Here is a 22,906-nt window from a genome sequence, read left to right on the forward strand (position 1 = left end):
TGATCGGCTCCGGGATGCTGACCTTCGTTGTGCTCGCCGGTGCGGTGTGGCTGCCCGCAGGCAGGCGAGCGCTCGCCGCGGCTCGCGCAGCGTCCCGGACGTCCGATCCCGCCGCGGCCGCGGCCGCCGCGCAGGCCGCCATGCAGGCCGAGGACGCCTCGTAGGCTCGACGCATGCTCCTGCGCGACCCGATCAGCCTGCAGAACGAGTGGGTGCGGCTCGAGCCGCTCGCCCCGGACCACGCCGCCGACCTGGCCGTGGCGGCAGACGGGCTGGAGCACGCGTGGTACACGCTGGTTCCTGCTCCCGACGCGATCGGGTCCGAGATCCGCGACCGCCTGGCCCTGCGCGAGGACGGGTCGTCGAACCCGTGGGCGGTGCGACGACTCGACACGGGACGCGCCGTCGGCATGACGAGCTACCTGAACATCGACCAGCCGAATCGCCGCGTCGAGATCGGGTCGACGTGGCTCGCGGTGAGCGCCCAGCGCACGGCCGTCAACACCGCCGCCAAGCGGCTGCTGCTCGGGCACGCATTCGAGGAATGCGACGCCATCGCCGTCGAGTTCCGCACGCACTGGCACAATCGCCAGTCCCGCGAGGCCATCGCCCGTCTCGGTGCGAAGCAGGACGGCGTGCTGCGCAACCACCGCATCGGCGCCGAGGGCACGCTTCGCGACACCGTGGTGTTCTCGATCCTGCCCGCAGAGTGGCCGGCCGTGCGGCTGGGCCTGGACGCCCGACTCGCGCGCGACTGACGGATGCCGCGGCGTCAGCCGTCTATCACGGCGACGAGCTCGTCGAGGAAGCCGGCGAAATCGACGCTGCGGCGCACGATGCGGTGCACGCTGTCGCGCTCGGAGAAGACCTCCACGAACTGCTCGAACACGGTCTGGAAGGCTTCGCGGTCGGACTCCGAGAAGGCCACCACCGCCACCACCTGCACGCGTCCCTCCCCCCAAGGGATCGACGGATCGGCGATGCCCACCGCGATCGCCGTGCGCGTGGCGGTCATGCTCAGCGCGTGCGGCACGGCGAGGGCGTCGGTGAACGCGGTGGATGACAGCCGCTCCCGCTCGATCGTGCGCTCGACGTAGTCCTGGTCGATCACGCCCTCCGCAACCAGGAGACCACCGAGGTGGCGGATGACGCCCTCCTCGCCGCCCTCGGCATCCACGCCTCGCACGAAGGCGGACCGCACGAAGTAGCGCTCCAGTTCCTTGCGCAGCCGCGCCAGACGCCGGGATCGCCGGATCCGCGCGGCCGCGGTCTGCACGCGATCCACATCGGCATCCGTCAGGAAGGGCTGGATCCGCACGAAGCGGTCGCCGGGGATCGCGGGGTCGATCGTCGTGAGCACGAGGTCGGTGTCGATCGAGCCCCAATCGGGATCGACGCGGGTCTCCACGCCGACGACCTCGATAGCCTGGCCGAGCGATCGGTCGACGCTGGAGCGCAGCAGCTCGTGCAGCTCGTAGTAGCCCGGGCATACGATCGTCGCGGTCAGCAGCTGATCCGCCCTGCGGCTGCGCTCGAGCCGTCCGCCGACGTGCATCGCGATGTAGGCGATCTCGTCGTCCAGCAGCGGGATGCCCAGGCGCTGCTGCAGACCGCTCGCGATGAACACGGCGACCTCGAAGATCATCGGGTACGTCGACTTGAGCGACTTCGTGAGCGGGTTGCGCGACCACGCCTGTTCCCGGGCGCGGTGCTGCAGATTCTGCACGTGCAGTGCGAGGCGCAGGATGAAGTCCTCGTGCGCGATGTCGACCAGGAACTCTGCTGCGGCGGTCTCCACAACCTGACGCACCGCGGATTCGACCTCGGGATCGAGGCGGGATCGCGCCTGATCCGACGGCGCCGAGGCGCCGGGCGCGACGACGCGTGTGAGCACGAGCGTCGACAGATGCTGCAGATCGCCTGCGCCGAGCGTCACCCCCAGGTGGCGCTGCACGAGCCGTTCGAGAATCGCAGCCACCTCCTGCTGCGCGGGACGCACCTCGCCGGCTGTCCCCTCCAGCCCCCGGTCGCGCGCCACCCGGTCGGCTGCGATCGCGATGTGCATGACGACGTCGGCGATGCCGAACTCGTTGACGAAGTAGCCGAGCGCACCGAGCTCGGCGACGAGATCGGTCTTGAAGGGACCGAAGGCGTGGGCGCCGACGGACCCCTCGCCGAGCGTGCGACGAAGCGCCTCGAGGTCGAATGAACCGGCGTCCATCTCGTCGTGCGCGAGCCGGCTGAGCAGCCTGCGCTGGGCCATCTCGGTCCCGCGCAGCCGCGCCCGCGACGCCGACCGCTCCAGCGTCAGCTCGGTTCCGCCCAGGAGCCCCCGCACCCGGGCGAGATCGGCATCGAGCGTCGCGGGGCTCACGTGAAGGGAATCCGCGGTCTCGAACACGTCGATGCCGTCCTGCGCGTCCAGGAGGGCCCGGACCAGCGTGTGGAGCCGGTCACGCGGGGTCGATCCATCCGCCGGAGCGGTGACCCGCAGCGCCACCGACGCATCCGCGCCCGCGCGGTAGCCCTGCGGACCCGATTCGACCGCGACACCATCGGGAACGCGCGCATTGATCGCGGTGACGTAGGAGCGGATGCTCCGCGGAGTGACCCCGATGCTGTCCGCGAGGGTGGCGGCCGTCGCCCACTCCCCATCGCGCGCGAGGAGACCCAGCAGGCGGTCCTGTCTCGCTTTGGTCACATCGTCCCCTCGCGCATCGTCGCAGCGGCGCTCCCGCCAGTCAATCACGCGCCAGCGTGGCGATGGCGGTGCGAGAAGAGCGCACGATACCGTGATCTCGCCGCCGACCGACGGCAGACCTCGCGTTAGGAGTGGACATGGCAGGACAACGCCCCGCAGGGGTGACCATCGTCGCGGTGCTCGCATGGATCAGCGGCGCTATACAGATCATCGGCGCCGTGATCGGCCTTCTCGCCGGCGCGGGAATCGACGCGTGGGTCGCCCTCGCCATCGGCATCCTGACGATCGCCGTCAGCCTCGGACTGTTCCGCGGCACCAACGCCGCCCGCATCATCATGGCCATCCTGTTCGTACTGAACCTGGTCGTCGCGGTGTGGGCGATCGTCATCGGCGTCAACTTCTGGGGAGCGCTCATCGCCGGCATCCTGGCTGTCATCGGCCTGGTGTTCCTCTTCTCGCCGAAGGCCAACGCCTACTTCACCCAGTGATCAGCCTCGCTGCGGCCCCGGCTCCCTGCACAGGGCGTCGGGGCCGCAGCGCTTTCCGCCCCTCCGGAAACTTCGCTGGTTGTCGGCTCCCAGCGTTTTCACAAGAATGGCCACACGGAAAGGCGGGGTCGATGAGGATCCTTGTGGTCTGCGGTGCAGGAGCGTCGAGCACGTTCGTGGCTCAGCGCGTCCGGCATGCCGCCCACGACCGGGGCCTGGCGTACTCGGCGTTCGCCGGCACCGAACTCTCCCTGCCGATCGACCTCGACGCCGCGGATGTCGTCCTCGTCGGTCCGCACCTGGCCCATGCGGTGGAACGGATCCAGCGCGATGCCGCCCAGCGCGGCACGACGGTGGTCCTCCTGCCGCCTGACATCTTCTCCGATCTGGACGGCACACGCACACTCGCCCTGGTTCAAGAAGCCATCTCCCACTCCGACGGGGCCGTCCCGGCCGTGCGCGGCGCTTCCCCCGATGTCCGACAGGAAGAGGACTGACATGCCCCCTCTCACCCGAACCGTGCGGATCGGATCCTCGCACGGTCTGCACGCACGGCCCGCGAAGCTCTTCGCCCAGGCGGCGAAGGACTCCGGCATCCCGGTGACGATCTCGAAGGATGCCGGAGCCCCGGTCAACGCGGCGAGCATCCTCGGGGTCATCGCACTGGGCATCGAGCAGGGCGACTACGTCACCCTGACCGCCGACGGCGACGGAGCCGAGGCGACACTCGATCACCTCAGCGAGCTGCTCTCGACCGATCACGATGCGGCATGACCGATGAGCGAACCCGGAAAGAGCAGATCATGACCAGAACGCGCGAAGGAAGATCATGACCGAACTGAGGGGCGTAGGAATCGGGCTGGGCGTGGCCCAGGGGCCGGTCGCCCGCATGGCCGAGCCGTTCCCGCCGCCGGGCGACGCGCCGAGCGCCCTGAGCAGCGACGAGGAGACGGCCCGCGTGCGGGATGCCGTCGCAGGAGTCGCGCGCGAGCTCGAACAGCGTGGTGCGCAGGCCGGCGGCGCCGCGCAGGACGTGCTCGAAGCGCAGGCCATGATGGCGGAGGACCCGAGCCTGGAGGCTGAGATCGACACGCGGATCGGGGCCGGCAAGACCGCGGAGTTCGCGGTGCACGACGCCTTCGCGACATTCCGCGAGACGCTCACCGCCATGGGCGGGTATCTCGGCGAGCGCGCGGCCGACCTCGATGACGTCGCTCAGCGCGTGATCGCCCGTCTGCGCGGCGTTCCCGCGCCGGGGGTTCCCGATCCGGGGCATCCGTTCGTACTGGTCGCGAAGGATCTGGCACCCGCCGACACGGCCCTGCTCGATCTCGACAAGGTGCTCGCGCTGGTCACGACGGAGGGCGGGCCGACCTCGCACACGGCGATCCTCGCGCGGGAGAAGTCGATCGTCGCCGTCGTCGGCGCGGTCGATGCCACCGGACTCATCGAGGGTGAGATGGTGATCGTGGATGCCGCCGCCGGCGTGGTGACCACACAGCCGACGGCCGAAGAGCTCGAGCGTGCGCACAACCGCGCCGCCGATCGCGCCTCCGCGGCGTCGGCTCCGATCACCCCGGGAGCGCTCGGCGACGGCACCGCGATCCCGCTGCTGGCGAACCTCGGAAAGCCCGAGGGCGCCGAAGAGGCCGTCGCCCTCGGCGCAGAGGGGGTCGGCCTGTTCCGCACCGAGTTCCTCTTCCTCAGCGCGAACCAGGCGCCCACCGTCGAGCAGCAGCGCGAGTCCTACCGCCAGCTGCTGGCGGCGTTCCCCGGCAAGAAGGTCGTGGTCCGGGTGCTCGACGCCGGAGCCGACAAGCCCCTCGCGTTCCTCAACGACGCGCACGAGGAGAACCCCGCGCTCGGACTGCGCGGCATCCGTGCGCTTCGTGCGAGCGAGGACATCCTGCGTGAGCAGCTCACCGCCCTCGCCGAAGCGGATGCCGCGACCGACGCAGACCTGTGGGTCATGGCGCCGATGGTGGCCACCGTCGAGGAGACCGAGTACTTCACGGCGATCGCGAGGGATTACGGCATCCGGACCGCGGGGGTCATGGTCGAGGTGCCGTCCTCCGCGCTCCTGGCCGATCGCATCCTGGTCGACGCGGACTTCGCATCGATCGGCACCAACGATCTCACGCAGTACACGCTCGCTGCCGACCGGCTCCTCGGTTCGGTCGCCGCGTTCCAGGACCCCTGGCACCCCGCCGTGCTGCGTCTGATCAGGGAGGTCGGCGATGCCGGCCGCGTCCACCGCAAGCCTGTCGGCATCTGCGGCGAGGCCGCTGCCGATCCGCTCTTGGCGGTCGTGCTCGTCGGGCTCGGAGCCACGAGCCTCTCCATGGCGCCGACGGCTCTCGCCGACGTGCGGGCGTCACTCCTGCAGTACTCCCTCGATGATGCCCGAGTCATCTCCGAGGCAGCGCTGGCCGCGAACGACGCTGCCTCCGCAAGAGACGCGGCTCGCGAGGCCGCGGCAACCACCACCGAGAATGCGGCCGCACGTGCGGCCGCGAAGTCCTAGGAAAGAAGGAGCACCGCCATGACAACGGCGTCAGCGCCCCCAGCGGGCACCAGCAAGGCGCGGGTCGGAGTTCAGCGCTTCGGCACGTTCCTGTCCGGCATGATCATGCCGAACATCCCCGCGCTCATCGCGTGGGGCATCTTCACCGCGTTCTTCATCGAGGTGGGGTGGACACCCAACGCCGACCTGGCCACGATCGTCGGGCCGTTCATCCACTACCTGCTGCCGATCATCATCGCCTACACGGGCGGCAACATCGTCTACGGCATCCGCGGCGGTGTCGTCGCTTCGATCGCCGTCATGGGCGCGATCGCCGGGTCGGATTTCCTGATCGCACAGTTCAACTCGACGCTGCCGGAGGGCGAGGCTCCCCTCGGCCAGGTGCACATGTTCATCGGTGCGATGATCATGGCCCCGCTCGCGGCGTACACGATGAAGTGGCTCGACAGCCTCTGGGAGGGCAAGATCCGGGCGGGCTTCGAGATGCTCGTCAACATGTTCTCCGCCGGCATCTGGGGCTTCGTCATGGCGGTGGTGGGCTTCTACCCGATCGCCTTCCTGGTGAACGGACTGATGCAGATCCTCAGCAACGCGGTGAACTGGCTCGTGGAGATGAACCTGCTCCCGCTGACGAGCATCATCATCGAGCCGGCGAAGGTGCTGTTCCTGAACAACGCCATCAACCACGGTGTGCTGACACCTCTCGGCATCCAGCAGGCGGCGGAGGACGGTTCGTCCATCCTCTTCCTCCTCGAGGCCAACCCTGGTCCCGGTGTCGGTCTGCTGCTTGCCTTCACCTTCTTCGGCCTCGGCGCGGCGCGTGCCTCGGCCCCGGGTGCGGCGATCATCCAGTTCTTCGGCGGCATCCACGAGGTGTACTTCCCGTACGCGCTCATGAAGCCGATGGTGATCCTGGCGCTCATCGCGGGTGGCGCGACCGGTGTCACGACGAACATGCTCCTGGGCGGCGCGCTGCGCGCACCGGCGGCGCCGGGCAGCATCATCGCTGTGCTCGCCCAGACGGCCGCCGGCTCGTACTTCGCCGTCATCCTCTCGGTGGTGCTCGCGGCGGCGGTCACCTTCGTGATCACAGCCATCATCCTGAGGGCCTCGCGCAAGCGCGACCTCGAGGCCATGGCGGCGACGGACGACGCGTTCGGCGCGGCGATCACGCAGACCGAGGCGGCGAAGGGCAAGTCCTCCGACGCGCTCGGCGGACTCCGCGGCGGTGCTGTCACCGCGAGCGGCGGCGGCATCGACCCGGCCGTGATGACGGAGCGCCAGATCAAGAACATCGTGTTCGCGTGCGACGCGGGGATGGGTTCGTCGGCGATGGGCGCGAGCGTGCTGCGCAACAAGATCAAGAAGGCGGGCATCGAGGATGTCACCGTCGTGAACAAGGCGATCGCGAACCTCGACCCGTCGGCCGATCTGGTGATCACGCAGAACCAGCTCACGGACCGGGCCCGGCACCAGACCCCGAACGCCGTGCACGTGTCGGTGGACAACTTCATGAATTCGCCGAGATACGACGAGGTCGTGGAACTGGTGCGCGACCAGCACCAGGATGGTAAGTAGGCGCTGAGACGGCTGCGGGGTCGGGCGGCGAGATGCCCCCGGCTCCGCGGCTTTCTGCCGCGACTCGGTCCAGCAGCATCCCATCGAAGTAGGAAAGGCGAACAACATGGCACGTGACGTCCTGAGCCCCGGCCAGGTCCGGATCCACTCCGGCAGCGCGACGCGCGAAGAGGCGATGAAGGAGGCGGCCGATATCCTCGAGGCCGCCGGTGCGGTCACCAGCGCGTACTTCGACGCGATGCAGCAGCGTGAGGAGACGGTCTCCACCTACATGGGCAACGAACTGGCCATCCCGCACGGAACGAACGAGACCAAGCACACCATCCTCGACTCGGCCCTCTCGGTCGTGCGCTACGACGGCGGCGTGGACTGGGGCGGCGAGCCGGTCACCTTCGTCGTCGGCATCGCCGGCAAGGGAGACGAGCACCTCGAGATCCTGTCGCAGATCGCGATCCTCTTCTCCGACGAGGACGAGGTCGAGACCCTCAAACGGGCCGACTCCCCGGAAGAGCTCTACAAGCTGGTGTCCGCGGCAGGCGTCTGATGAAGGCGGTCCACTTCGGCGCCGGCAACATCGGACGCGGCTTCGTCGGGCTGCTGCTTCACCAGGGCGGCTACGAGCTGGTCTTCTCGGACGTCGCGGCGCCGCTGGTCGATGCGATCAACGACGTGTCGGAGTACACCGTCCACGAGGTCGGTCAGGGCGGCACGGACACCGTCGTGACCGGCTTCCGCGCGATCAACAGCGCGACGCATCCCGACGAGGTGATCGAAGAGGTCGCGGGCGCGAACGTCGTCACGACCGCCGTCGGCCCCACCATCCTCAAGTTCGTCGCCCCGCACATCGTCGCGGGTCTCGCGCTGCGCGACCCGTCCTCGCCGCCGCTGCAGATCATGGCCTGCGAGAACGCGATCAACGCGACCGACCTGCTCCGCGACGAGATCGCGACGATCGCCGGCGAGGCCTGGGACGCCCTCGAGGGACGCGCCGTATTCGCCAACACCGCAGTCGACAGGATCGTCCCGGCGCAGCCGGAGGGCTCCGGGGTGGATGTCACGGTCGAGCCGTTCTACGAGTGGGCGATCGAGCGGCCTCCGTTCGGCGACGATCCGCCGACGATTCCCGGCGCGCACTTCGTCGACGACCTCGCGCCGTACATCGAGCGGAAGCTGTTCACGGTGAACACCGGGCACGCCGCCACGGCGTACTTCGGCGCGATCGCCGGGGTCGAGACGATCGCCGAAGCCCTGGCCGATGAGACCATCGCCGCGCGGGTCGCCGCGGCGCTGGAGGAGACGTCAGGGCTGCTCGTCGCCAAGCACGAGCTGGACCCGGCGGACCTCGCCTCGTACCGCAGCACCATCCTGCGGCGGTTCCGCAATCCGGCACTGCCCGACACGGTGTGGCGGGTCGGCCGGCAGCCTTTGCGCAAGCTCTCGCGGCACGAGCGCTTCGTGGGCCCCGCGGCGCAGGCCGCCGAGCGCGGCCTCCCGGTGGACGCCCTGGTCGATGCGATGGGCGCGGCGCTCTCGTTCGAGGACGCCGAGGACGCCCAGTCCGTCGACCTCCAGCGCATGCTGCGCGAGCAGGATGCGGCATCCGTCACTGCGACGGTGACCGGCCTCGAGCCGGACCACCCGCTGTTCGCGCGTGTCGAAGCGATCGTGGCGGCCCGGCAGGCCGAGCTCGCGTGACGTCGCGGCGTGACGGCTGACCCGCCCGCGGCGGCGCCGCGGAGACGGCGCGGCCGGCGCATCCTCGCGTGGGTGCTGGGATCGCTCGGCGTCCTGATCGTCGCAATCGTCGTGGGCTTCCTCTTGTGGGCGAACATCGGCGTGATGGCGGCCGAGTCCGAGCCCCTTGCCGCGGTGCGAGGCGATCCGGATGTCACGCTGCGCGACGAGGGCGCGGCGTGGGTCCTCGCGCCGGCGTCGGGCGAGTCGACGTCCGGACTCGTCTTCATCCCGGGCGCCAAGGTCGATCCGCTCGCCTATGCCGCGACTCTGGTCGGCGTCGTGGAGGAGGGCGCGACGGTCGTGATCACGAAGCCGACCCTCAACCTCGCGTTCTTCGACTTCCGTCCGCTCTCGGACTTCACCGCGCTCGCGCCGGACGTCACCGACTGGTTCGTGGGCGGACACTCGCTCGGAGGCGTCCGGGCCTGCCAGCTCGCGGCGGATACGGAAGGCCTCGTCCTGTTCGCCGGCTATTGCGCGAACGACCTGTCCGACTCCGACCTCGCCGCCCTGAGCATCTCGGGGAGCGAGGACGGGCTGTCCACCCCGGAGAAGATCGACTCCGCCGCACACCTGCTGCCCGCCGACGCGATCTTCGTCGAGATCGACGGCGGCAACCACGCCGGCTTCGGCGCGTACGGAGCGCAGCCGGGCGACGGCGCGGCGACGATCCCGGACGACGACATCCGTGCGCAGATCACCGACGCCCTCGGCCCGTTCCTGCTCGGCGGGTGAGCCGCTCGTAAGCCAGTCGGCGGTCCGTGTCCAGAAGATGGCGCAGATATGTTCGCCGACGGACCATCTGCCCGACATGAGTGAGGATTCAGAGCGGGGCACGCCAGCCGCCCCGAACGAGGGCAGCGGCGATCTTCGCCACCGCAACCGACTGGTCGGGCTGGAGGTGATGTCGCAGGATGCGGACGTGATCCCACCCGGCCGCGCGGATGGCATCCCACCGGTCGGCATCGCGTGCGAACTGCCGCGCATCGACGGCATGCTGGCGGCCGTCGTATTCGGCTGCGACACCGAATTCCCGGTACAGCTGATCGACGCGTGCGATGAGCTCGCCGGACGGCCCGAGCAGATCGACGTTCAGCTCGGGCTCCGGAAGCCCCGCTCTTCGGAAAGCGAGCCGCAGTCGCGTCTCGCGGAACGACTCCGCGCCATCGCGCACGTCATCGAGCACGGCGTCCAGGACGTGTCCGCGCATCGCGAGCGCCTCCGCGCGCAGCGCGCCGACGGTGGTCAGCCTGCGCGCTCCCAGGACGAGCGCGTCAGCCGCAGCGATGAGGTCGTCCGCCGACCATCCGGTCGAGGTCTGCACCCATGCGCGCGCGGGATGCTCGACCGGAAGCCCTCGGATCGTGCGCCACGCGGGCTCGCGCACCTGCAGACGATGACCCGTGACGCCGCGAGTGGAGGGGCCGCTGCGCGGCCTGTATGCGCTGACGTGCAGTACGGGCTGCCATCCGTCCGGCGTCGGCGCCTCCACCAGCGCGAGCGCTGTGTCGTGGCTGTAGAACTGCCCCGGTCGGAGCCGCGGCGCGTATCTTTCGGCAAGCAGTCGGAGCTCCCACAGGTGCGGCGCGTACCTCGCGAGGCGAAGATCGGCTCCATCAAGCGTTGTCGGGCCGCCGAGCGCTTCACGCACGCCGTAGAACGGCGACCGGTATGCCGTTCCCCGCATCTCACCTCGCGTGAGCCCGCGTCCGCGCCCTTCGCCGATTGTGAAGGCGTCGATGTGGCCAGAGCGTGGCGGCATCCTCCGATCCGAGCACGAGGTCGCCGCTCGGCGCGCCGTCGAGAGAGGCGCGAAGAACTCACGCGCACCTCGGGGTGGGGAGGAGTCGCGCACTGCGGCATCCGGATCGTCTGAGAGTTCGCCACGGCCGTGCATGTCCGGAAGAAGGCTGGGGCGCCTGCGCGTGACAACCATCTGGCGGACACCCGCGCAGCAGCTGCCAGGAACTGCGCGCATCGCGCCGGCGCCGCCGCCCTACCGCTCGAAGCCCTCCGCGATCAGCTCGATGAGCTCCTCCCGCTCCTCGATCGGCAGGAACGCGCCCGCTGCGGCGTTGAGCTGGAACGTCTCGAGGTCGTCGAGGTCGTACTCGAAGGTCTCGGCGAGCAGCGCGAGCTCACGCGTCAGCGACGTGCGGCTCATCGTGCGGTTGTCGACGTTCACCGTCACCGAGAAGCCGAGCTGGTAGAGCAGGTCGAACGGATGGTCGGCGAGCTCCGTGCCCCACTTCTCGATCGCGCCGGTCTGCAGGTTCGACGACGGCGACAGCTCGAGCGTGATCTCGCGATCGCGCACCCATCGCGCGAGATCGCCGAACTGCACGAGCACCTCGTCACCCGCGCGTGAGATGACCTCGAGGTCCTCGGCGATGCGCACGCCGTGGCCCAGGCGCACCGCGCGCCCGTCGATGAGCGCCGAGCGGATCGAGTCGAGACCGGCCGCTTCGCCCGCGTGCACGGTCGCCGGGAAGAACTCCGACGCCAGGTAGTCGAACGCGACCTTGTGGCGCGACGGCGGGAACCCGTCCTCGGGCCCGGCGATGTCGAACCCGACGGCGCCGCGTCCGCGCCACGAGACGGCGAGCTCGGCGATCTCGAGCGAGCGGTCGGTGTGCCGCATCGCGCTGATGAGCTGACCGACCCGGATGTCGCGGCCGGACTGCTCCGCGGCCTCCTCGCCCTCTTCGATCCCCGTCTGCACCGCCTCGACGGCCTCCTCGAGCGAGAGGCCGCGGGTGAGGTGCTGCTCGGGAGCCCACCGGACCTCGCCGTAGATCACTCCGTCCGCGGCGAGGTCTTCGACGAACTCGCGTGCGACGCGGGTGAGACCCTCCGTCGTCTGCATCACCGCGGTGGTCAGGTCGAACGTCTTCAGGTACTCCACGAGGGAGCCCGAATCGCTCTGGTCGGCGAACCAGCCCGCGAGCGCGTCGCCATCGGACTCGGGAACGTCGAGCCCGATCGCGTCGCCGAGTTCGATGATCGTCTGCGGCCTCACGCCGCCGTCGAGGTGATCGTGCAGCGACACCTTCGGCAGACTCCGGATCGAGACGTCCTGGAGTTTGGTGTCGCCATGCTGGTCGATCGGCATATTCGGTCTCCTCAGCGCCGGGCGTCGGCCCGCGCGGTTCGAGTGGTGGTCGGTCGGTGATTCGGGAAGGACATGAGCGGATGCCGAGGCCTCACGCGGTGATCCGCTCGAGGACGAGCGGGTGAGGGTCGGGAGCGGTCGAGCCGATCTCCCACGAGTCCTCGAGTACGGTCAGTGCCCGCTGGAACCTCGCCTCATCGTGCCCGAGGAGGGTGAACAACGGCTGACCGGCGGTGACTTCGTCGCCGGGCTTGACGTGCAGGTCGATGCCCGCGGCATGCACGACGGAGTCCTCGGCTCGGGCGCGGCCCGCGCCCAGGCGCCACGCGGCGATGCCGAACGGCAGCGCGTCCATGCGGGTGACGAAGCCCGCCTCGGTCGCGGTGACGGTGTGCGTCTGGCGCGGCTGAGGCAGCGGGGAATCCGGGTCGCCGTCCTGCGCGAGGATCATCGCGCGCCACGAGTCCATCGCGCGTCCGTCCGCGAGCGCCGCCTCGACGTCGGCGTCGGGCTTGCCCGCGAGCGCCAGCATCTCGCGCGCGAGCGCGATCGTCAGCTCGACGACGTCGGCGGGGCCGCCGCCGGCGAGCACCTCGACCGACTCGCGCACCTCGTTCGCGTTGCCGATCGCGAGTCCCAGCGGTGTGTTCATGTCGGTGAGCAGGGCCGTGGTCGCAAGGCCCGAGTCGGTCCCGAGCGCCACCATCGTGTGCGCGAGCTCGCGCGCCCGCTCGACATCCTGCATGAACGCCCCCGAGCCGAACTTCACGTCCAGAACGAGAGAGTCGGTCCCCTCGGCGATCTTCTTCGACATGATGCTCGACGCGATCAGCGGGATCGCCTCCACCGTGCCTGTCACATCACGCAGCGCGTAGAGCTTCTTGTCGGCGGGGGCGAGCCCCGAGCCGGCGGCGCAGATGACCGCGCCCACGTCGCGCAGCTGATCGAAGAGCTCGTCGTTGGTCAGTGCCGCGGTCCAGCCGGGGATCGACTCGAGCTTGTCGAGCGTCCCCCCGGTGTGGCCGAGCCCGCGCCCCGACAGCTGGGGGACGGCCACGCCGAAGCAGGCGACCAGCGGGGCCAGCGGCAGCGTGATCTTGTCTCCCACCCCGCCCGTCGAGTGCTTGTCGACCGTCGGCTTGCCGAGCCCGGCGAAGCTCATTCGCTCGCCCGATGCGATCATCGCATCGGTCATCACGTGGATCTCGTCGCGCGTCATGCCGTTCAGCAGCACCGCCATGGCGAACGCCGCCATCTGCGCGTCCGCGACGTACCCGCGCGTGTAGGCGTCGATCATCCAGCGCAGCGCGTCCTCGGGGATCTCCCCGCCGTCGCGCTTGATGCGGATGACGTCCACCGCGTCGTGGTGCTCGACCGTCACCGCGCCGCCTCTTCCAGATCGCGTGGACCGAAGGCGTCGGGCAGGACCTCGTCGATCGTGCGGATCCCGGAGACGGTCTCCAGCAGCATCCCCGGGATCGCGTGCTCGTACAGCAGCTGACGGCATCGTCCGCAGGGCATGAGCGTGCGACCCTCGCCGTCGACGCAGACGAAGGCGACCAGCTTGCCGCCGCCCGACATGAACAGGTCGCTGATCAGCGAGCATTCCGCGCACAGCGTCACGCCGTACGAGGCGTTCTCGATGTTGCAGCCCGAGACGATGCGGCCGTCCGAGACGAGCGCCGCAGCACCGACTCTGAACCGCGAGTAGGGCACGTAGGCGAGCTCCTTCGCCGCGGTCGCCGCGGCGCGCAGTTCGTCCCAATCGATGTCGGTCACTCGGCTCATCCCTTGATGTAGGGCTTGCCGTCGGCGGCAGGTGCCCGAGATCGTCCGACGACGCCGGCGACCACGAAGATCGTGACCAGGTACGGCAGCATCAGCATGAATTCGCTCGGCACCGGAGACCCGATGATGTTGAGCGTGTTCTGCAGGCTCGACGCGAAGCCGAACAGCAGGGCGGCGAGGGTCGCCTTGATCGGATCCCACTGACCGAAGATGACGGCGGCGAGCGCGATGAATCCGGCGCCGCCCGTCATCTCCTTGTTGAAGGGGATGGCCGCGCCGATGGTGAACACGGTGCCCCCGATCCCGGCGATCGCGCCGGCGAGGAGCAGGTTCCAGAAGCGCGTCGCGTTGACCTTGATGCCGACGGTGTCGGCCGCCTGGGGGTGCTCGCCGACGGCGCGCAGGCGCAGTCCCCACCGGGTGTGGAACATGCCGACGTACACCAGCGCCACCGCGATGTACATCAGGTACACCACGATGGTCTGCCGGAACAGCACCGGACCGATCACCGGGATCTCGCTCAGGAGCGGGATCGGGATGCGGTCGAAGCGGGGCGGGCTGTTCAGGAGCGCGGCGTTGGGCTGCAGCACCTGCGAGTACAGGAAGCTGGTGAGTCCGATCACGAGGACGTTGAGGACGACACCGACGATGACCTGGTCGACGAGGTACTTGATCGCGAATGCGACCAGGACGAACGCCACCGCAGCGCCTGCGACCATCGCCGCCACCAGGCCGAGCAGAGGCTGGCGGGTGATCGATGCCACGACCGCAGCGGTGAACGCCCCGGCCAGCAGCTGTCCTTCGATGGCGATGTTCACAACGCCCGCGCGCTCGCCGATCACACCGCCCAGGGCGCCGTAGATGAGCGGCACCGCGAGGGCGATCGAGCCGGCGAGGAGGCCGACGACGGGGATGGTCTCCTCGGAGGCTGCCCAGGAGAGGAACCCGACGACGAACGCCACGATGTAGACGATGAGGATCCACAGCGGCGTGCGTCCCCATGTCCGGACGAAGTAGGCGGAGGCCGCGGCCAGGACGACCAGCAGGACGAAGAAGATCCAGGTGGTCAGACCCACCGGCACGACGAGCTCCGGCAGCTGGATCACGTCGGAATCCGTCGACAGCCGGAACGTGGTGTCGCCGCCGCGCGGAGCGAGGAGCAGCAGGAGTCCGTAGAGCACCGCGAAGACCCCGAGGGCGATCGGCGCCTTCCAGCTGCGGATGACGGCCGTTTCGGGCGCATCGGACCCGCCGGGCATGAGGCCGGCGGTGGAGACGGTGGGCGTGCTCACTTGGCCGCCCCCTCGAGCTCAGCTTCGGCTTCGCCGACGACGCGTGCCTTCAGCGCCTTCTCGCGGGCCTTCTCCTGCCTGCGGCGATCGCGCTCAGGCGAAGGGAGGAAGAAGATCGAGCGCACCAGCGGCGGCGCGGCGATGAACAGGACGATGAGGGACTGGACGACGGTGACGATCTCGACGGGGATCTGCTCGGCAGCCTGCATCCCGAACCCGCCCGCCTTGAAGGCGCCGAACAGGATGCCGGCGGCGAATGTGCCCCACGGCGTCGAGCGGCCGAGCAGCGCGACGGTGATGGCGTCGAAGCCGATGCCGGCGTCGATGTCGATCGTGAAGCCCGAGGTGATCGTGCCGAGGACCTGGTTGACTCCGGCGAGCCCGACGAGGGCGCCCGAGATCAGCATGCCGTAGAGGTACATGTTCTTGACGTTGATGCCCGCCACCCGCGCGGCGTTGGGGTTCTCACCGACGGCGCGGAACTGGAAGCCCAGGCTGGAGCGGTTCAGGATCCACCACACCAGGACCGTCGCCGCGATCGCCAGGATGAATCCGAAGTGCAGGTTGAACTGCGGTCCGAGCAGTGCGGGAAGGACGGCGGTGTCCTTGGATGCCGGCGACGTGGGGTTGTTCGAGTTCGGAGCCTGGAGGAGGCCGGGCGTGCGCAGCATCCACAGCACGAGGTAGACGGCGACGTAGTTGAGCATGATCGTCACGATCACCTCGTGCGCGCCGGTGCGCGCCTTCAGGAAGCCCGCGATCCCGGCCCACAGCGCACCTGCGGCGACGCCTGCCACCAGGGCGACGATCATGTGCAGGCCCCACGGCAGATCGAACGAGAACGCCACCCAGCTCGCCGCAGCGGATGCCATCAGCATCTGACCACGGCCGCCGATGTTGAACATGCCGATGCGGAAGGCGAGGGCGACGCCCAGCCCCGCCGCGATGAGCGGTGTGGCGAACGTCAGCGTCTCGGTGAGCGGCCTGATGGCTCGCGCGAAGGTCGGCGCGCCGAAGTTGTACACGGCGCTCTGGAAGAACGCGATGTAGGCGCCCGATACCGCGTCCCAGATCGCGACCAGAGTGTCGCCCGGTCGCGCGAAGAAGTAGCCCGCAGAGGCCTGGACCTCCTCGTCGGTGACGGCGATCATGATGCCGCCGACCAACAGCGCCAGGACGATCGCCAGCACGGAGATGATCGCATTGCCCTGGGTGATCTTGAGGAACGTGGCGTGCCACTTGGAGGGCGGCGGCGCCCCCTGGACCGATGCGGCGGCGGCGGTGCTCATGCGGCTGCCCCTTCTCCGGCGACGGGCTCGCCCGCCATCATCAGGCCGAGAACGTCCCGAGGTGTGCCGCCGGGGACGATCCCGACGATCCGGCCCCGGTACATCACCATGATCCGATCGGCGAGGGCGGTGACCTCGTCGAGCTCGGTCGAGACCACGATGACCGGGACACCCGCGTCGCGCGTGGCGACGATGCGCTTGTGGATGAACTCGATCGATCCGACGTCCACGCCGCGGGTCGGCTGCGCGGCGACCAGGAGCGACAGATCGCGACTCAGCTCGCGGGCGAGGACCACTTTCTGCTGGTTGCCCCCCGACAGCTTTCGCACCGGGGTGTCGATGCTCTGGGCGCGCACGTCGAATTCGCGGAAGCGCTCGTTCGCGAAGTCGTTGAGGGTCTTCCGCTGGACATTCCAGGCCTTCACGAACGGCTCACCGTTGGCACGGTCGAGCATGAGGTTCTCGGCGATGGTGAAGGCGCCCACCAGACCGTCCTCGGTGCGGTCCTCGGGGACGAAACCGACGCCCTCGTCGAGGATGCGGCGGACGCTGCGGCCCACCAGCTCCTCCCCGTCGAGTTTGGCGGAGCCCCGCACCAGGGGCTGCAGCCCGAGCAGCGCCTCCGCCAGCTCGGTCTGACCGTTGCCCTGCACACCCGCGATCGCGAGGATCTCCCCGCCGCGCACATCGAAGCTGACGTCGCTGACGACGATGTGCCCGAGCGGATCGACGACGCTCAGATTCTGCACGACGAGCGCCTGGTCGTTGATCCTGGCGGGCTCCTTGTGCACGGTCAGCTCGACGGCGCGGCCGACCATCATGGAGGCCAGCTCCGCGTTGGAGGCGGTCGGGGACGCCTCGCCCACGACCTTGCCCAGTCGGACGACGGTGATGCGGTCGGCCACTTCGCGGACCTCGCGCAGCTTGTGGGTGATGAACACGATGGACGCGCCGGACGCTTTGAGCTGGCGCATGATCTCCATCAGCTCGTCGGTCTCCTGCGGTGTCAGCACGGCGGTCGGCTCGTCGAAGACCAGCACCTCGGCATCCCGCGAGAGTGCCTTGATGATCTCGACGCGCTGCTGGACGCCGACGGGGAGGTCCTCGACCACAGCATCGGGGTCGACGTGGAATCCGAAGCGGGCGGCGATCTCGCGCACGCGCGCGCGAGCGGCGTCCAGGTCGAGGAGTCCGCCGGCGCGGGTGTTCTCCTGACCGAGCATGACGTTCTCGGCGACGGTGAAGACCGGGATCAGCATGAAGTGCTGGTGCACCATCCCGATCCCCGCGCGCATCGCGTCGCCGGGGCCGTGGAAGTTCTGCACGTGGTCGTCGAGCAGGATGACGCCCTCGTCGGCCGTGTAGAGCCCGTACAGGACGTTCATCAGCGTGGACTTGCCTGCGCCGTTCTCGCCGAGCAGGCAGTGGATCTCCCCCGGCTCGACCACGAGGTCGATGTGGTCGTTCGCGACGAGGCTTCCGAACCGCTTCGTGATCCCACGGAGTTCGAGCTTCATGGTGCCGATCCTAGCGACGGGGGTGCAGCGACGCACCGGCGGTGGCGCGCGTCGGGATGCACGCGCCGACAGCAGTGGGGAGGCCGGTCATCCAGCCTCCCCACCACCGATCTCGGGTTACTCCGCGAGGTAGGAGTCGACGGGGATGGACCCGTCGACGATGCCGGCCACGATGGCGTCGAGCTCGCCCTGCAGGTCGGGCGAGACCTTGTCCTCGAAGTCGTGGAACGGCGCGATGCCGACACCCTCGTCCTCGAGCACGCCGACGTAGGGCGCGGCGTCGAAGTTGCCCTCGCCGGCCTCGATGATCGCCGTCGAGACACCGACGTCGATGGCCTTCAGGATCGAGGTGAGCAGCAGGTCGGCGACCGAAGGGTCGGTCTCGTAGACGTCCGCGTCGACACCCAGAAGAGCGATGTCCTTGCCGGAGTCGCGGATGACGGAGGCGGCGCTCTGGTAGATGCCGCCGCCCACGGGCAGGATCACGTCGGCCCCCTGGTCGACGAGCCCACGCGAGGCGTTCTCAGCGGCGGGATCCGGGACGAAGGCGTCGGTGAAGATGCCGTCGGTGCCGTCCCAGCCGAGCACCTGGACGCTGTCGCCCTTCTGCTCGTTCCAGTACTCGACGCCCTGCTTGAAGCCGTCCATGAAGATGGTGACCGTCGGGAACGGCTTGCCGCCGAACGTGCCGACGACCTTCGAGGTCGACAGCGAAGCGGACGCGTACCCGGCGAGGAACGCGGCCTGCGCGGTGTCGAAGATGACGGGCTTGATGTTCGGGAAGTCCGTCTCGCCGTCGAAGTCCGTGTCGACGATGTCATCGACCGAGACGAACTGCACGTCGGGGTTCGCCTCGGCGGCCTCTGCAGCAGCGGCAGCGAGGTCGAATCCCACGGTGACGACCAGCGTGCAGTTCTGGTCGAGGACGCTCTGGATGTTCGGCGCGAAATCGGACGTCGTGTTCGACTCGACGGCGATCGATTCGACGCCGAGCTCCTCGGCCGCCTGCTCCAGGCCGGCCAGACCGAGCTGGTTGAACGACTTGTCGTCGTATCCGCCGGTTCCCGAGACCATGCAGGGCAGGAAGCCCTCGACGGCTCCGGAGCCTGCGTCTGCGGACTCGGTGGGGGTGGCTTCGGGTGCCGACCCGCAGCCTGCAAGGGCAACGAGCAGTCCGGCGGCGGCAACTACCCCGGCGAACTTCTTGGTGGTAGAGATTGTCAACTCACGCCTCCATAACGGGTGCCCCGCGCACTTCGCGGGTGACTGCACAAAGTTACCGAGTGTGACGTCGCGCTCGCACACAAGAACGCGGTCCTGCCGGGAATGGTTACAAAGACGCAATGTGGTGACACGCGGGCGCGGTAGGCGCGGCATCCAGTGCCATCACAGGACGTCGCCGCGGCCGGTGAGTTTGAGGGCGTCCACGACGCCCTTCACCCGCTGCGCGTGCTCACTCGTTGTGACCAGGAGCGCGTCGTCGGTGTCGACGATGACGATGTCCTTGACCCCGATGACGCTGATGATCCGCTGGGTCTGCGACACGACGATGCCGCTGGAGGCATCGGCGAGGATCCGGGCGTTCTCGCCGAGGATCGCCAGGTCGTTCCCGCGTCCGTGGGAGTTGAGCTTGGCCAGGCTCGCGAAGTCGCCCACGTCATCCCAGTCGAAGTGCCCCGGGACCACGGCGAGGCGGCCCTTGGCGGCGGCGGGCTCGGCCACCGCGTAGTCGATCGCGATCTTGGTGATCGTCGGCCACACCCGGTCGACGACGGGCCCGCGCGCCTCGCGGTCGTCCCAGACCTCGGCGAGGTCCATGAGACCGGCGTAGAGGTGCGGCTCGTTCTCGGCGATCTCGCCCAGGAGCACGTCGGCACGGGCGATGAACATGCCCGCGTTCCACAGGTACGAGCGGTCCGCGAGATATTCGCGCGCGGTGTCCAGGTCGGGTTTCTCCACGAATCGCTCGACGAGGGCGGCCTCGGGCGCACCCGTCACGACCAGCTCCCCGGCCTTGCGCATGTAGCCGAAGCCGACGGACGGCTCGGTCGGCGGGATGCCGATGGTGCAGATGTAACCCTCCCGTGCCACCGCGACCGCCTGCTGCACGGCCCACTCGAACACCTGCGTGCCGCGGATGACATGGTCGGCGGCGAAGGAGCCGATGATGACGTCGGGCTCACGACGCGACAGGATCGCCGCGGCGAGTCCGATCGCCGCCGCGGAGTCGCGCGGCTCGGACTCGAGGAAGACGTTCATGTCGGCGATGCCGGGCAGCTCCTTCTCGACCGCCGCGCGGTGGGCGCGGCCCGTGACCACCGCGATCCGATCGGCGCCGGACAGCGGCTCGAGCCGGTCCCAGGTGTCACGCAGCAGCGAGTGGCCGGAGCCGGTGAGATCGTGCAGGAACTTGGGCGCATCGGCGCGGGACAGCGGCCACAGCCTGCTGCCGATGCCGCCCGCGGGGATGACGGCGTAGAAGTCCTTTATGGGCTCAGACATGCCTCCACCGTAGCCGCGGCCCGACGTCGGCCGCGTTTCGCCGAGGTGTCCGACATGTGTACCGGCGGCCGCCGCGCAGAGGGCGTCCGGACCGCGCCCGTCGCCGCCCCCGCTCCAGCGGTCCTAGGATGGAAATGCGCCCGCGCATGGTCCGCGCTGGCTCCGAGACCACCTCGCACCGAGCAGGGAGGACGACCGTGTCCGCAGGCACACGCTTGACACCGTCGGTATCCGAGACCACCTCGAAAGTCCCCCGCGGAACGCTGTACCGCGGCAACGAGGGCATGTGGTCGTGGGTGCTGCATCGCATCACCGGTGTCGCCATCTTCTTCTTCCTTCTGGTTCACGTGCTCGACACCGCACTGATCCGCGTGTCGCCCGAGGCGTACGACGCCGTCATCGGCACGTACAAGAACCCGATCATGGGCATCGGCGAGGTCGCCCTCGTCGGCGCCGTCGCCTACCACGCCTACAACGGGCTGCGGATCATCCTCGTGGACTTCTGGTCGTGGGCGACCCGCCACCAGCGGCAGCTGTGGTGGGGTGTCATCGGCCTCTGGGTCGTGACCATGCTCGCGTTCACACCGCGTCATCTGATCAACGTCTTCTCGACGATCGGAGGCGGGCACTGATGATGACCGCCGACACGATCGCCGCCCCGCGCTCACCGCGGGCGGCCGTCCGCCGCAAAGGCCCGAACCTCGAGAAGGCCGGCTGGCTGTACATGCGCATCTCGGGTCTTGCGCTGATCATCCTCATCTTCGGTCACCTCTTCGTGAACCTCATGGTGGGCGACGGGATCCACGGGATCGACTTCGCGTTCGTCGCCGGCAAGTTCGCCTCGCCGTTCTGGCAGTGGTGGGACGTGCTCATGCTCTGGCTGGCACTGATCCATGGCGCCAACGGAATGCGAACGATCGTCAACGACTACGTCACCCACGCGAAGATCCGCCGTGTGCTGGTGTGGGCGCTGTGGCTCTCAGCCGGGTTCCTGATCGTCCTCGGCACCCTCGTCGTGTTCACGTTCGACCCGTGCCTCGGGCTGACCGAGGACAGCGTCGCGTGGCTGCAGGAAGTGTGCGCCTGACTTCGGGCGGCACACCGGGCGATCGAGTAGACACAGAGACGGAAAGCACCTCGCAGTGAGCACCCAGACCGAAGGCACCATCGTCAGAGACGGCGTCCACTACCACCAGTTCGACATCGTCATCGTGGGAGCCGGCGGCGCGGGGATGCGCGCAGCGATCGAGGCCGGGCCGGGAGCTCGGACCGCGGTCATCTCGAAGCTCTACCCGACGCGGTCGCACACGGGTGCCGCGCAGGGCGGCATGGCCGCGGCCCTCGCCAACGTCGAAGAGGACTCCTGGGAGTGGCACACCTTCGACACCGTCAAGGGGGGCGACTACCTCGTCGACCAGGATGCCGCCGAGATCCTGGCCAAGGAGGCCATCGACGCGGTCATCGACCTCGAGAACATGGGCCTGCCGTTCAACCGCACGCCCGAAGGCAAGATCGATCAGCGCCGGTTCGGCGGTCACACCGCCGACCACGGCAAGACGCCTGTGCGACGCGCGTGCTACGCCGCTGATCGCACCGGCCACATGATCCTGCAGACGCTGTTCCAGAACTGCGTGAAGCTGGGGATCAACTTCTTCAACGAGTACTACGTGCTCGACCTGGTCACGGTGAAGGCGGCCGACGGCAGCACGCAGATCGCCGGTGTCGTCGCCTACGAGCTGGCCACCGGCGACCTGCACGTCTTCCAGTCGAAGGCCGTCATCTTCGCCACCGGCGGATTCGGCAAGATCTACAAGACCACCTCCAACGCGCACACGCTGACCGGCGACGGGGTGGGCATCGTCTGGCGCAAGGGCCTCCCGCTGGAGGACATGGAGTTCTTCCAGTTCCACCCGACCGGACTCGCCGGCCTCGGCATCCTGCTCACCGAAGGTGCGCGCGGAGAGGGAGCGATCCTGCGCAACGTGAGCGGGGAGCGCTTCATGGAGCGCTACGCACCGACCATCAAAGACCTCGCACCGCGTGACATCATCTCCCGCTGCATGCAGCAGGAGGTCGCCGAAGGCCGCGGCGCGGGACCCGCGCGCGACTACGTGCTGCTGGACTGCACGCATCTGGGCGCCGAGGTGCTCGAGACCAAGCTGCCCGACATCACCGAGTTCGCGCGTACCTACCTCGGTGTCGACCCGGTCGTCGAGCCCGTGCCCGTCATGCCCACCGCCCACTACGCGATGGGCGGCATCCCGACCAACAACGACGCCCAGGTGCTCGCCGACAACACGACGGTCGTTCCCGGCCTCTACGCCGCGGGCGAGTGCGCGTGCGTCTCGGTGCACGGCTCGAACCGCCTCGGCACCAAC

At 69.0% G+C, this 22,906-nt stretch carries 22 protein-coding genes; 12 read left to right on the plus strand and 10 right to left on the minus strand.

What is annotated here, in order from left to right:
• The first annotated feature begins 173 nt into the window (after positions 1 to 173).
• Positions 174 to 758: a GNAT family protein gene (locus VFX99_RS12900; RefSeq protein ID WP_329666697.1), complete on the plus strand. Its 585-nt coding sequence runs from the start codon at positions 174 to 176 to the stop codon at positions 756 to 758.
• Positions 759 to 772: 14 nt separating this feature from the next.
• Here the strand turns inward: VFX99_RS12900 and VFX99_RS12905 are convergent, their stop codons facing one another.
• On the minus strand, positions 773 to 2,701 hold the full coding sequence (locus tag VFX99_RS12905; protein WP_329666698.1) for a BglG family transcription antiterminator: 1,929 nt from the start codon (positions 2,699 to 2,701) through the stop codon (positions 773 to 775).
• Between the two features lie 137 nt (positions 2,702 to 2,838).
• Between VFX99_RS12905 and VFX99_RS12910 the strand changes: the two genes are divergently transcribed.
• From VFX99_RS12910 to VFX99_RS12945, 8 genes are all read left to right on the plus strand, one after another.
• A complete protein-coding gene (locus VFX99_RS12910) occupies positions 2,839 to 3,189 on the plus strand; it encodes a hypothetical protein (protein ID WP_329666699.1) in 351 nt (116 codons plus the stop codon).
• 131 nt (positions 3,190 to 3,320) lie between these two features.
• Positions 3,321 to 3,686, plus strand: coding sequence for a PTS sugar transporter (locus VFX99_RS12915; protein WP_329666700.1), 366 nt, complete (start codon positions 3,321 to 3,323; stop codon positions 3,684 to 3,686).
• A gap of 1 nt (position 3,687) precedes the next feature.
• Positions 3,688 to 3,963 (plus strand): HPr family phosphocarrier protein, encoded by a 276-nt coding sequence (locus VFX99_RS12920; protein WP_329666701.1) that lies wholly within the window; start codon positions 3,688 to 3,690, stop codon positions 3,961 to 3,963.
• Positions 3,964 to 4,018: 55 nt separating this feature from the next.
• On the plus strand, positions 4,019 to 5,713 hold the full coding sequence (gene ptsP / locus VFX99_RS12925) for a phosphoenolpyruvate--protein phosphotransferase (RefSeq protein ID WP_329666702.1): 1,695 nt from the start codon (positions 4,019 to 4,021) through the stop codon (positions 5,711 to 5,713).
• A gap of 18 nt (positions 5,714 to 5,731) precedes the next feature.
• Positions 5,732 to 7,291, plus strand: coding sequence for a PTS mannitol transporter subunit IICB (locus VFX99_RS12930; protein ID WP_329666703.1), 1,560 nt, complete (start codon positions 5,732 to 5,734; stop codon positions 7,289 to 7,291).
• A gap of 106 nt (positions 7,292 to 7,397) precedes the next feature.
• A complete protein-coding gene (locus VFX99_RS12935) occupies positions 7,398 to 7,835 on the plus strand; it encodes a PTS sugar transporter subunit IIA (RefSeq protein WP_329666704.1) in 438 nt (145 codons plus the stop codon).
• Positions 7,835 to 8,986: a mannitol-1-phosphate 5-dehydrogenase gene (locus VFX99_RS12940; protein WP_329666705.1), complete on the plus strand. Its 1,152-nt coding sequence runs from the start codon at positions 7,835 to 7,837 to the stop codon at positions 8,984 to 8,986. The genes VFX99_RS12935 and VFX99_RS12940 overlap by 1 nt, the downstream gene beginning before the upstream one ends.
• 9 nt (positions 8,987 to 8,995) lie before the next feature.
• Complete coding sequence (locus VFX99_RS12945; RefSeq protein WP_329666706.1) at positions 8,996 to 9,763, plus strand: alpha/beta hydrolase; 768 nt, start codon at positions 8,996 to 8,998, stop codon at positions 9,761 to 9,763.
• Positions 9,764 to 9,851: 88 nt separating this feature from the next.
• On the opposite strand, the gene VFX99_RS12950 is transcribed toward VFX99_RS12945, so the two are convergent.
• From VFX99_RS12950 to VFX99_RS12990, 9 genes are all read right to left on the minus strand, one after another.
• Positions 9,852 to 10,790 carry a hypothetical protein gene (locus tag VFX99_RS12950; protein ID WP_329666707.1) on the minus strand — a complete coding sequence of 313 codons (939 nt, stop codon included), beginning with the start codon at positions 10,788 to 10,790 and terminating at the stop codon, positions 9,852 to 9,854.
• A 234-nt stretch (positions 10,791 to 11,024) separates the two neighbouring features.
• A complete protein-coding gene (locus VFX99_RS12955; RefSeq protein WP_329666708.1) occupies positions 11,025 to 12,140 on the minus strand; it encodes an adenosine deaminase in 1,116 nt (371 codons plus the stop codon).
• A gap of 91 nt (positions 12,141 to 12,231) precedes the next feature.
• Positions 12,232 to 13,521 carry a thymidine phosphorylase gene (locus VFX99_RS12960; RefSeq protein WP_329666709.1) on the minus strand — a complete coding sequence of 430 codons (1,290 nt, stop codon included), beginning with the start codon at positions 13,519 to 13,521 and terminating at the stop codon, positions 12,232 to 12,234.
• Positions 13,518 to 13,919 (minus strand): cytidine deaminase, encoded by a 402-nt coding sequence (locus VFX99_RS12965; RefSeq protein WP_329666710.1) that lies wholly within the window; start codon positions 13,917 to 13,919, stop codon positions 13,518 to 13,520. Before VFX99_RS12965 ends, VFX99_RS12960 begins: the two co-directional genes overlap by 4 nt.
• Before the next feature lie 5 nt (positions 13,920 to 13,924).
• Positions 13,925 to 15,187, minus strand: a complete 1,263-nt coding sequence (locus VFX99_RS12970) for an ABC transporter permease (RefSeq protein WP_329666717.1) — start codon at positions 15,185 to 15,187, stop codon at positions 13,925 to 13,927.
• 29 nt (positions 15,188 to 15,216) lie between these two features.
• Entirely contained in the window at positions 15,217 to 16,509 is a 1,293-nt protein-coding gene (locus tag VFX99_RS12975) for an ABC transporter permease (RefSeq protein WP_329666711.1), read from the minus strand.
• On the minus strand, positions 16,506 to 18,026 hold the full coding sequence (locus tag VFX99_RS12980; RefSeq protein ID WP_329666712.1) for an ABC transporter ATP-binding protein: 1,521 nt from the start codon (positions 18,024 to 18,026) through the stop codon (positions 16,506 to 16,508). Before VFX99_RS12980 ends, VFX99_RS12975 begins: the two co-directional genes overlap by 4 nt.
• A 117-nt stretch (positions 18,027 to 18,143) precedes the next feature.
• The gene (locus tag VFX99_RS12985; protein ID WP_329666713.1) at positions 18,144 to 19,250 is read right to left on the minus strand and encodes a BMP family ABC transporter substrate-binding protein; all 1,107 of its coding nucleotides are present in this window, start codon (positions 19,248 to 19,250) and stop codon (positions 18,144 to 18,146) included.
• Between the two features lie 162 nt (positions 19,251 to 19,412).
• Positions 19,413 to 20,528: a mannose-1-phosphate guanylyltransferase gene (locus VFX99_RS12990; RefSeq protein ID WP_329666714.1), complete on the minus strand. Its 1,116-nt coding sequence runs from the start codon at positions 20,526 to 20,528 to the stop codon at positions 19,413 to 19,415.
• A 197-nt stretch (positions 20,529 to 20,725) separates the two neighbouring features.
• Between VFX99_RS12990 and sdhC the strand changes: the two genes are divergently transcribed.
• The 3 genes from sdhC to VFX99_RS13005 all read left to right on the plus strand — a co-directional run.
• Positions 20,726 to 21,160 carry a succinate dehydrogenase, cytochrome b556 subunit gene (gene sdhC, locus VFX99_RS12995; RefSeq protein WP_329666715.1) on the plus strand — a complete coding sequence of 145 codons (435 nt, stop codon included), beginning with the start codon at positions 20,726 to 20,728 and terminating at the stop codon, positions 21,158 to 21,160.
• 2 nt (positions 21,161 to 21,162) lie between these two features.
• Positions 21,163 to 21,615, plus strand: a complete 453-nt coding sequence (locus VFX99_RS13000) for a succinate dehydrogenase hydrophobic membrane anchor subunit (RefSeq protein ID WP_329666718.1) — start codon at positions 21,163 to 21,165, stop codon at positions 21,613 to 21,615.
• 55 nt (positions 21,616 to 21,670) lie between these two features.
• Positions 21,671 to 22,906: FAD-binding protein (locus tag VFX99_RS13005; RefSeq protein ID WP_329666716.1), on the plus strand; the 1,236-nt coding region annotated here is incomplete at its 3' end.

This window comes from Microbacterium sp., assembly GCF_036277215.1.
Taxonomy (GTDB): Bacteria; Actinomycetota; Actinomycetes; order Actinomycetales; family Microbacteriaceae; genus Microbacterium.

Bases quoted from the DNA above. Each gene is read 5' to 3' on its own strand.
- VFX99_RS12900 (WP_329666697.1), top strand. From the start codon at position 174: ATGCTCCTGCGCGACCCGATCAGCCTGCAGAACGAGTGGGTGCGGCTC.
- VFX99_RS12910 (WP_329666699.1), top strand. From the start codon at position 2,839: ATGGCAGGACAACGCCCCGCAGGGGTGACCATCGTCGCGGTGCTCGCA.
- VFX99_RS12915 (WP_329666700.1), top strand. From the start codon at position 3,321: ATGAGGATCCTTGTGGTCTGCGGTGCAGGAGCGTCGAGCACGTTCGTG.
- VFX99_RS12920 (WP_329666701.1), top strand. From the start codon at position 3,688: ATGCCCCCTCTCACCCGAACCGTGCGGATCGGATCCTCGCACGGTCTG.
- ptsP (WP_329666702.1), top strand. From the start codon at position 4,019: ATGACCGAACTGAGGGGCGTAGGAATCGGGCTGGGCGTGGCCCAGGGG.
- VFX99_RS12930 (WP_329666703.1), top strand. From the start codon at position 5,732: ATGACAACGGCGTCAGCGCCCCCAGCGGGCACCAGCAAGGCGCGGGTC.
- VFX99_RS12935 (WP_329666704.1), top strand. From the start codon at position 7,398: ATGGCACGTGACGTCCTGAGCCCCGGCCAGGTCCGGATCCACTCCGGC.
- VFX99_RS12940 (WP_329666705.1), top strand. From the start codon at position 7,835: ATGAAGGCGGTCCACTTCGGCGCCGGCAACATCGGACGCGGCTTCGTC.
- VFX99_RS12950 (WP_329666707.1), bottom strand. From the start codon at position 10,790: ATGCCGCCACGCTCTGGCCACATCGACGCCTTCACAATCGGCGAAGGG.
- VFX99_RS12955 (WP_329666708.1), bottom strand. From the start codon at position 12,140: ATGCCGATCGACCAGCATGGCGACACCAAACTCCAGGACGTCTCGATC.
- VFX99_RS12970 (WP_329666717.1), bottom strand. From the start codon at position 15,187: ATGCCCGGCGGGTCCGATGCGCCCGAAACGGCCGTCATCCGCAGCTGG.
- VFX99_RS12975 (WP_329666711.1), bottom strand. From the start codon at position 16,509: ATGAGCACCGCCGCCGCCGCATCGGTCCAGGGGGCGCCGCCGCCCTCC.
- VFX99_RS12980 (WP_329666712.1), bottom strand. From the start codon at position 18,026: ATGAAGCTCGAACTCCGTGGGATCACGAAGCGGTTCGGAAGCCTCGTC.
- VFX99_RS12990 (WP_329666714.1), bottom strand. From the start codon at position 20,528: ATGTCTGAGCCCATAAAGGACTTCTACGCCGTCATCCCCGCGGGCGGC.
- VFX99_RS13000 (WP_329666718.1), top strand. From the start codon at position 21,163: ATGACCGCCGACACGATCGCCGCCCCGCGCTCACCGCGGGCGGCCGTC.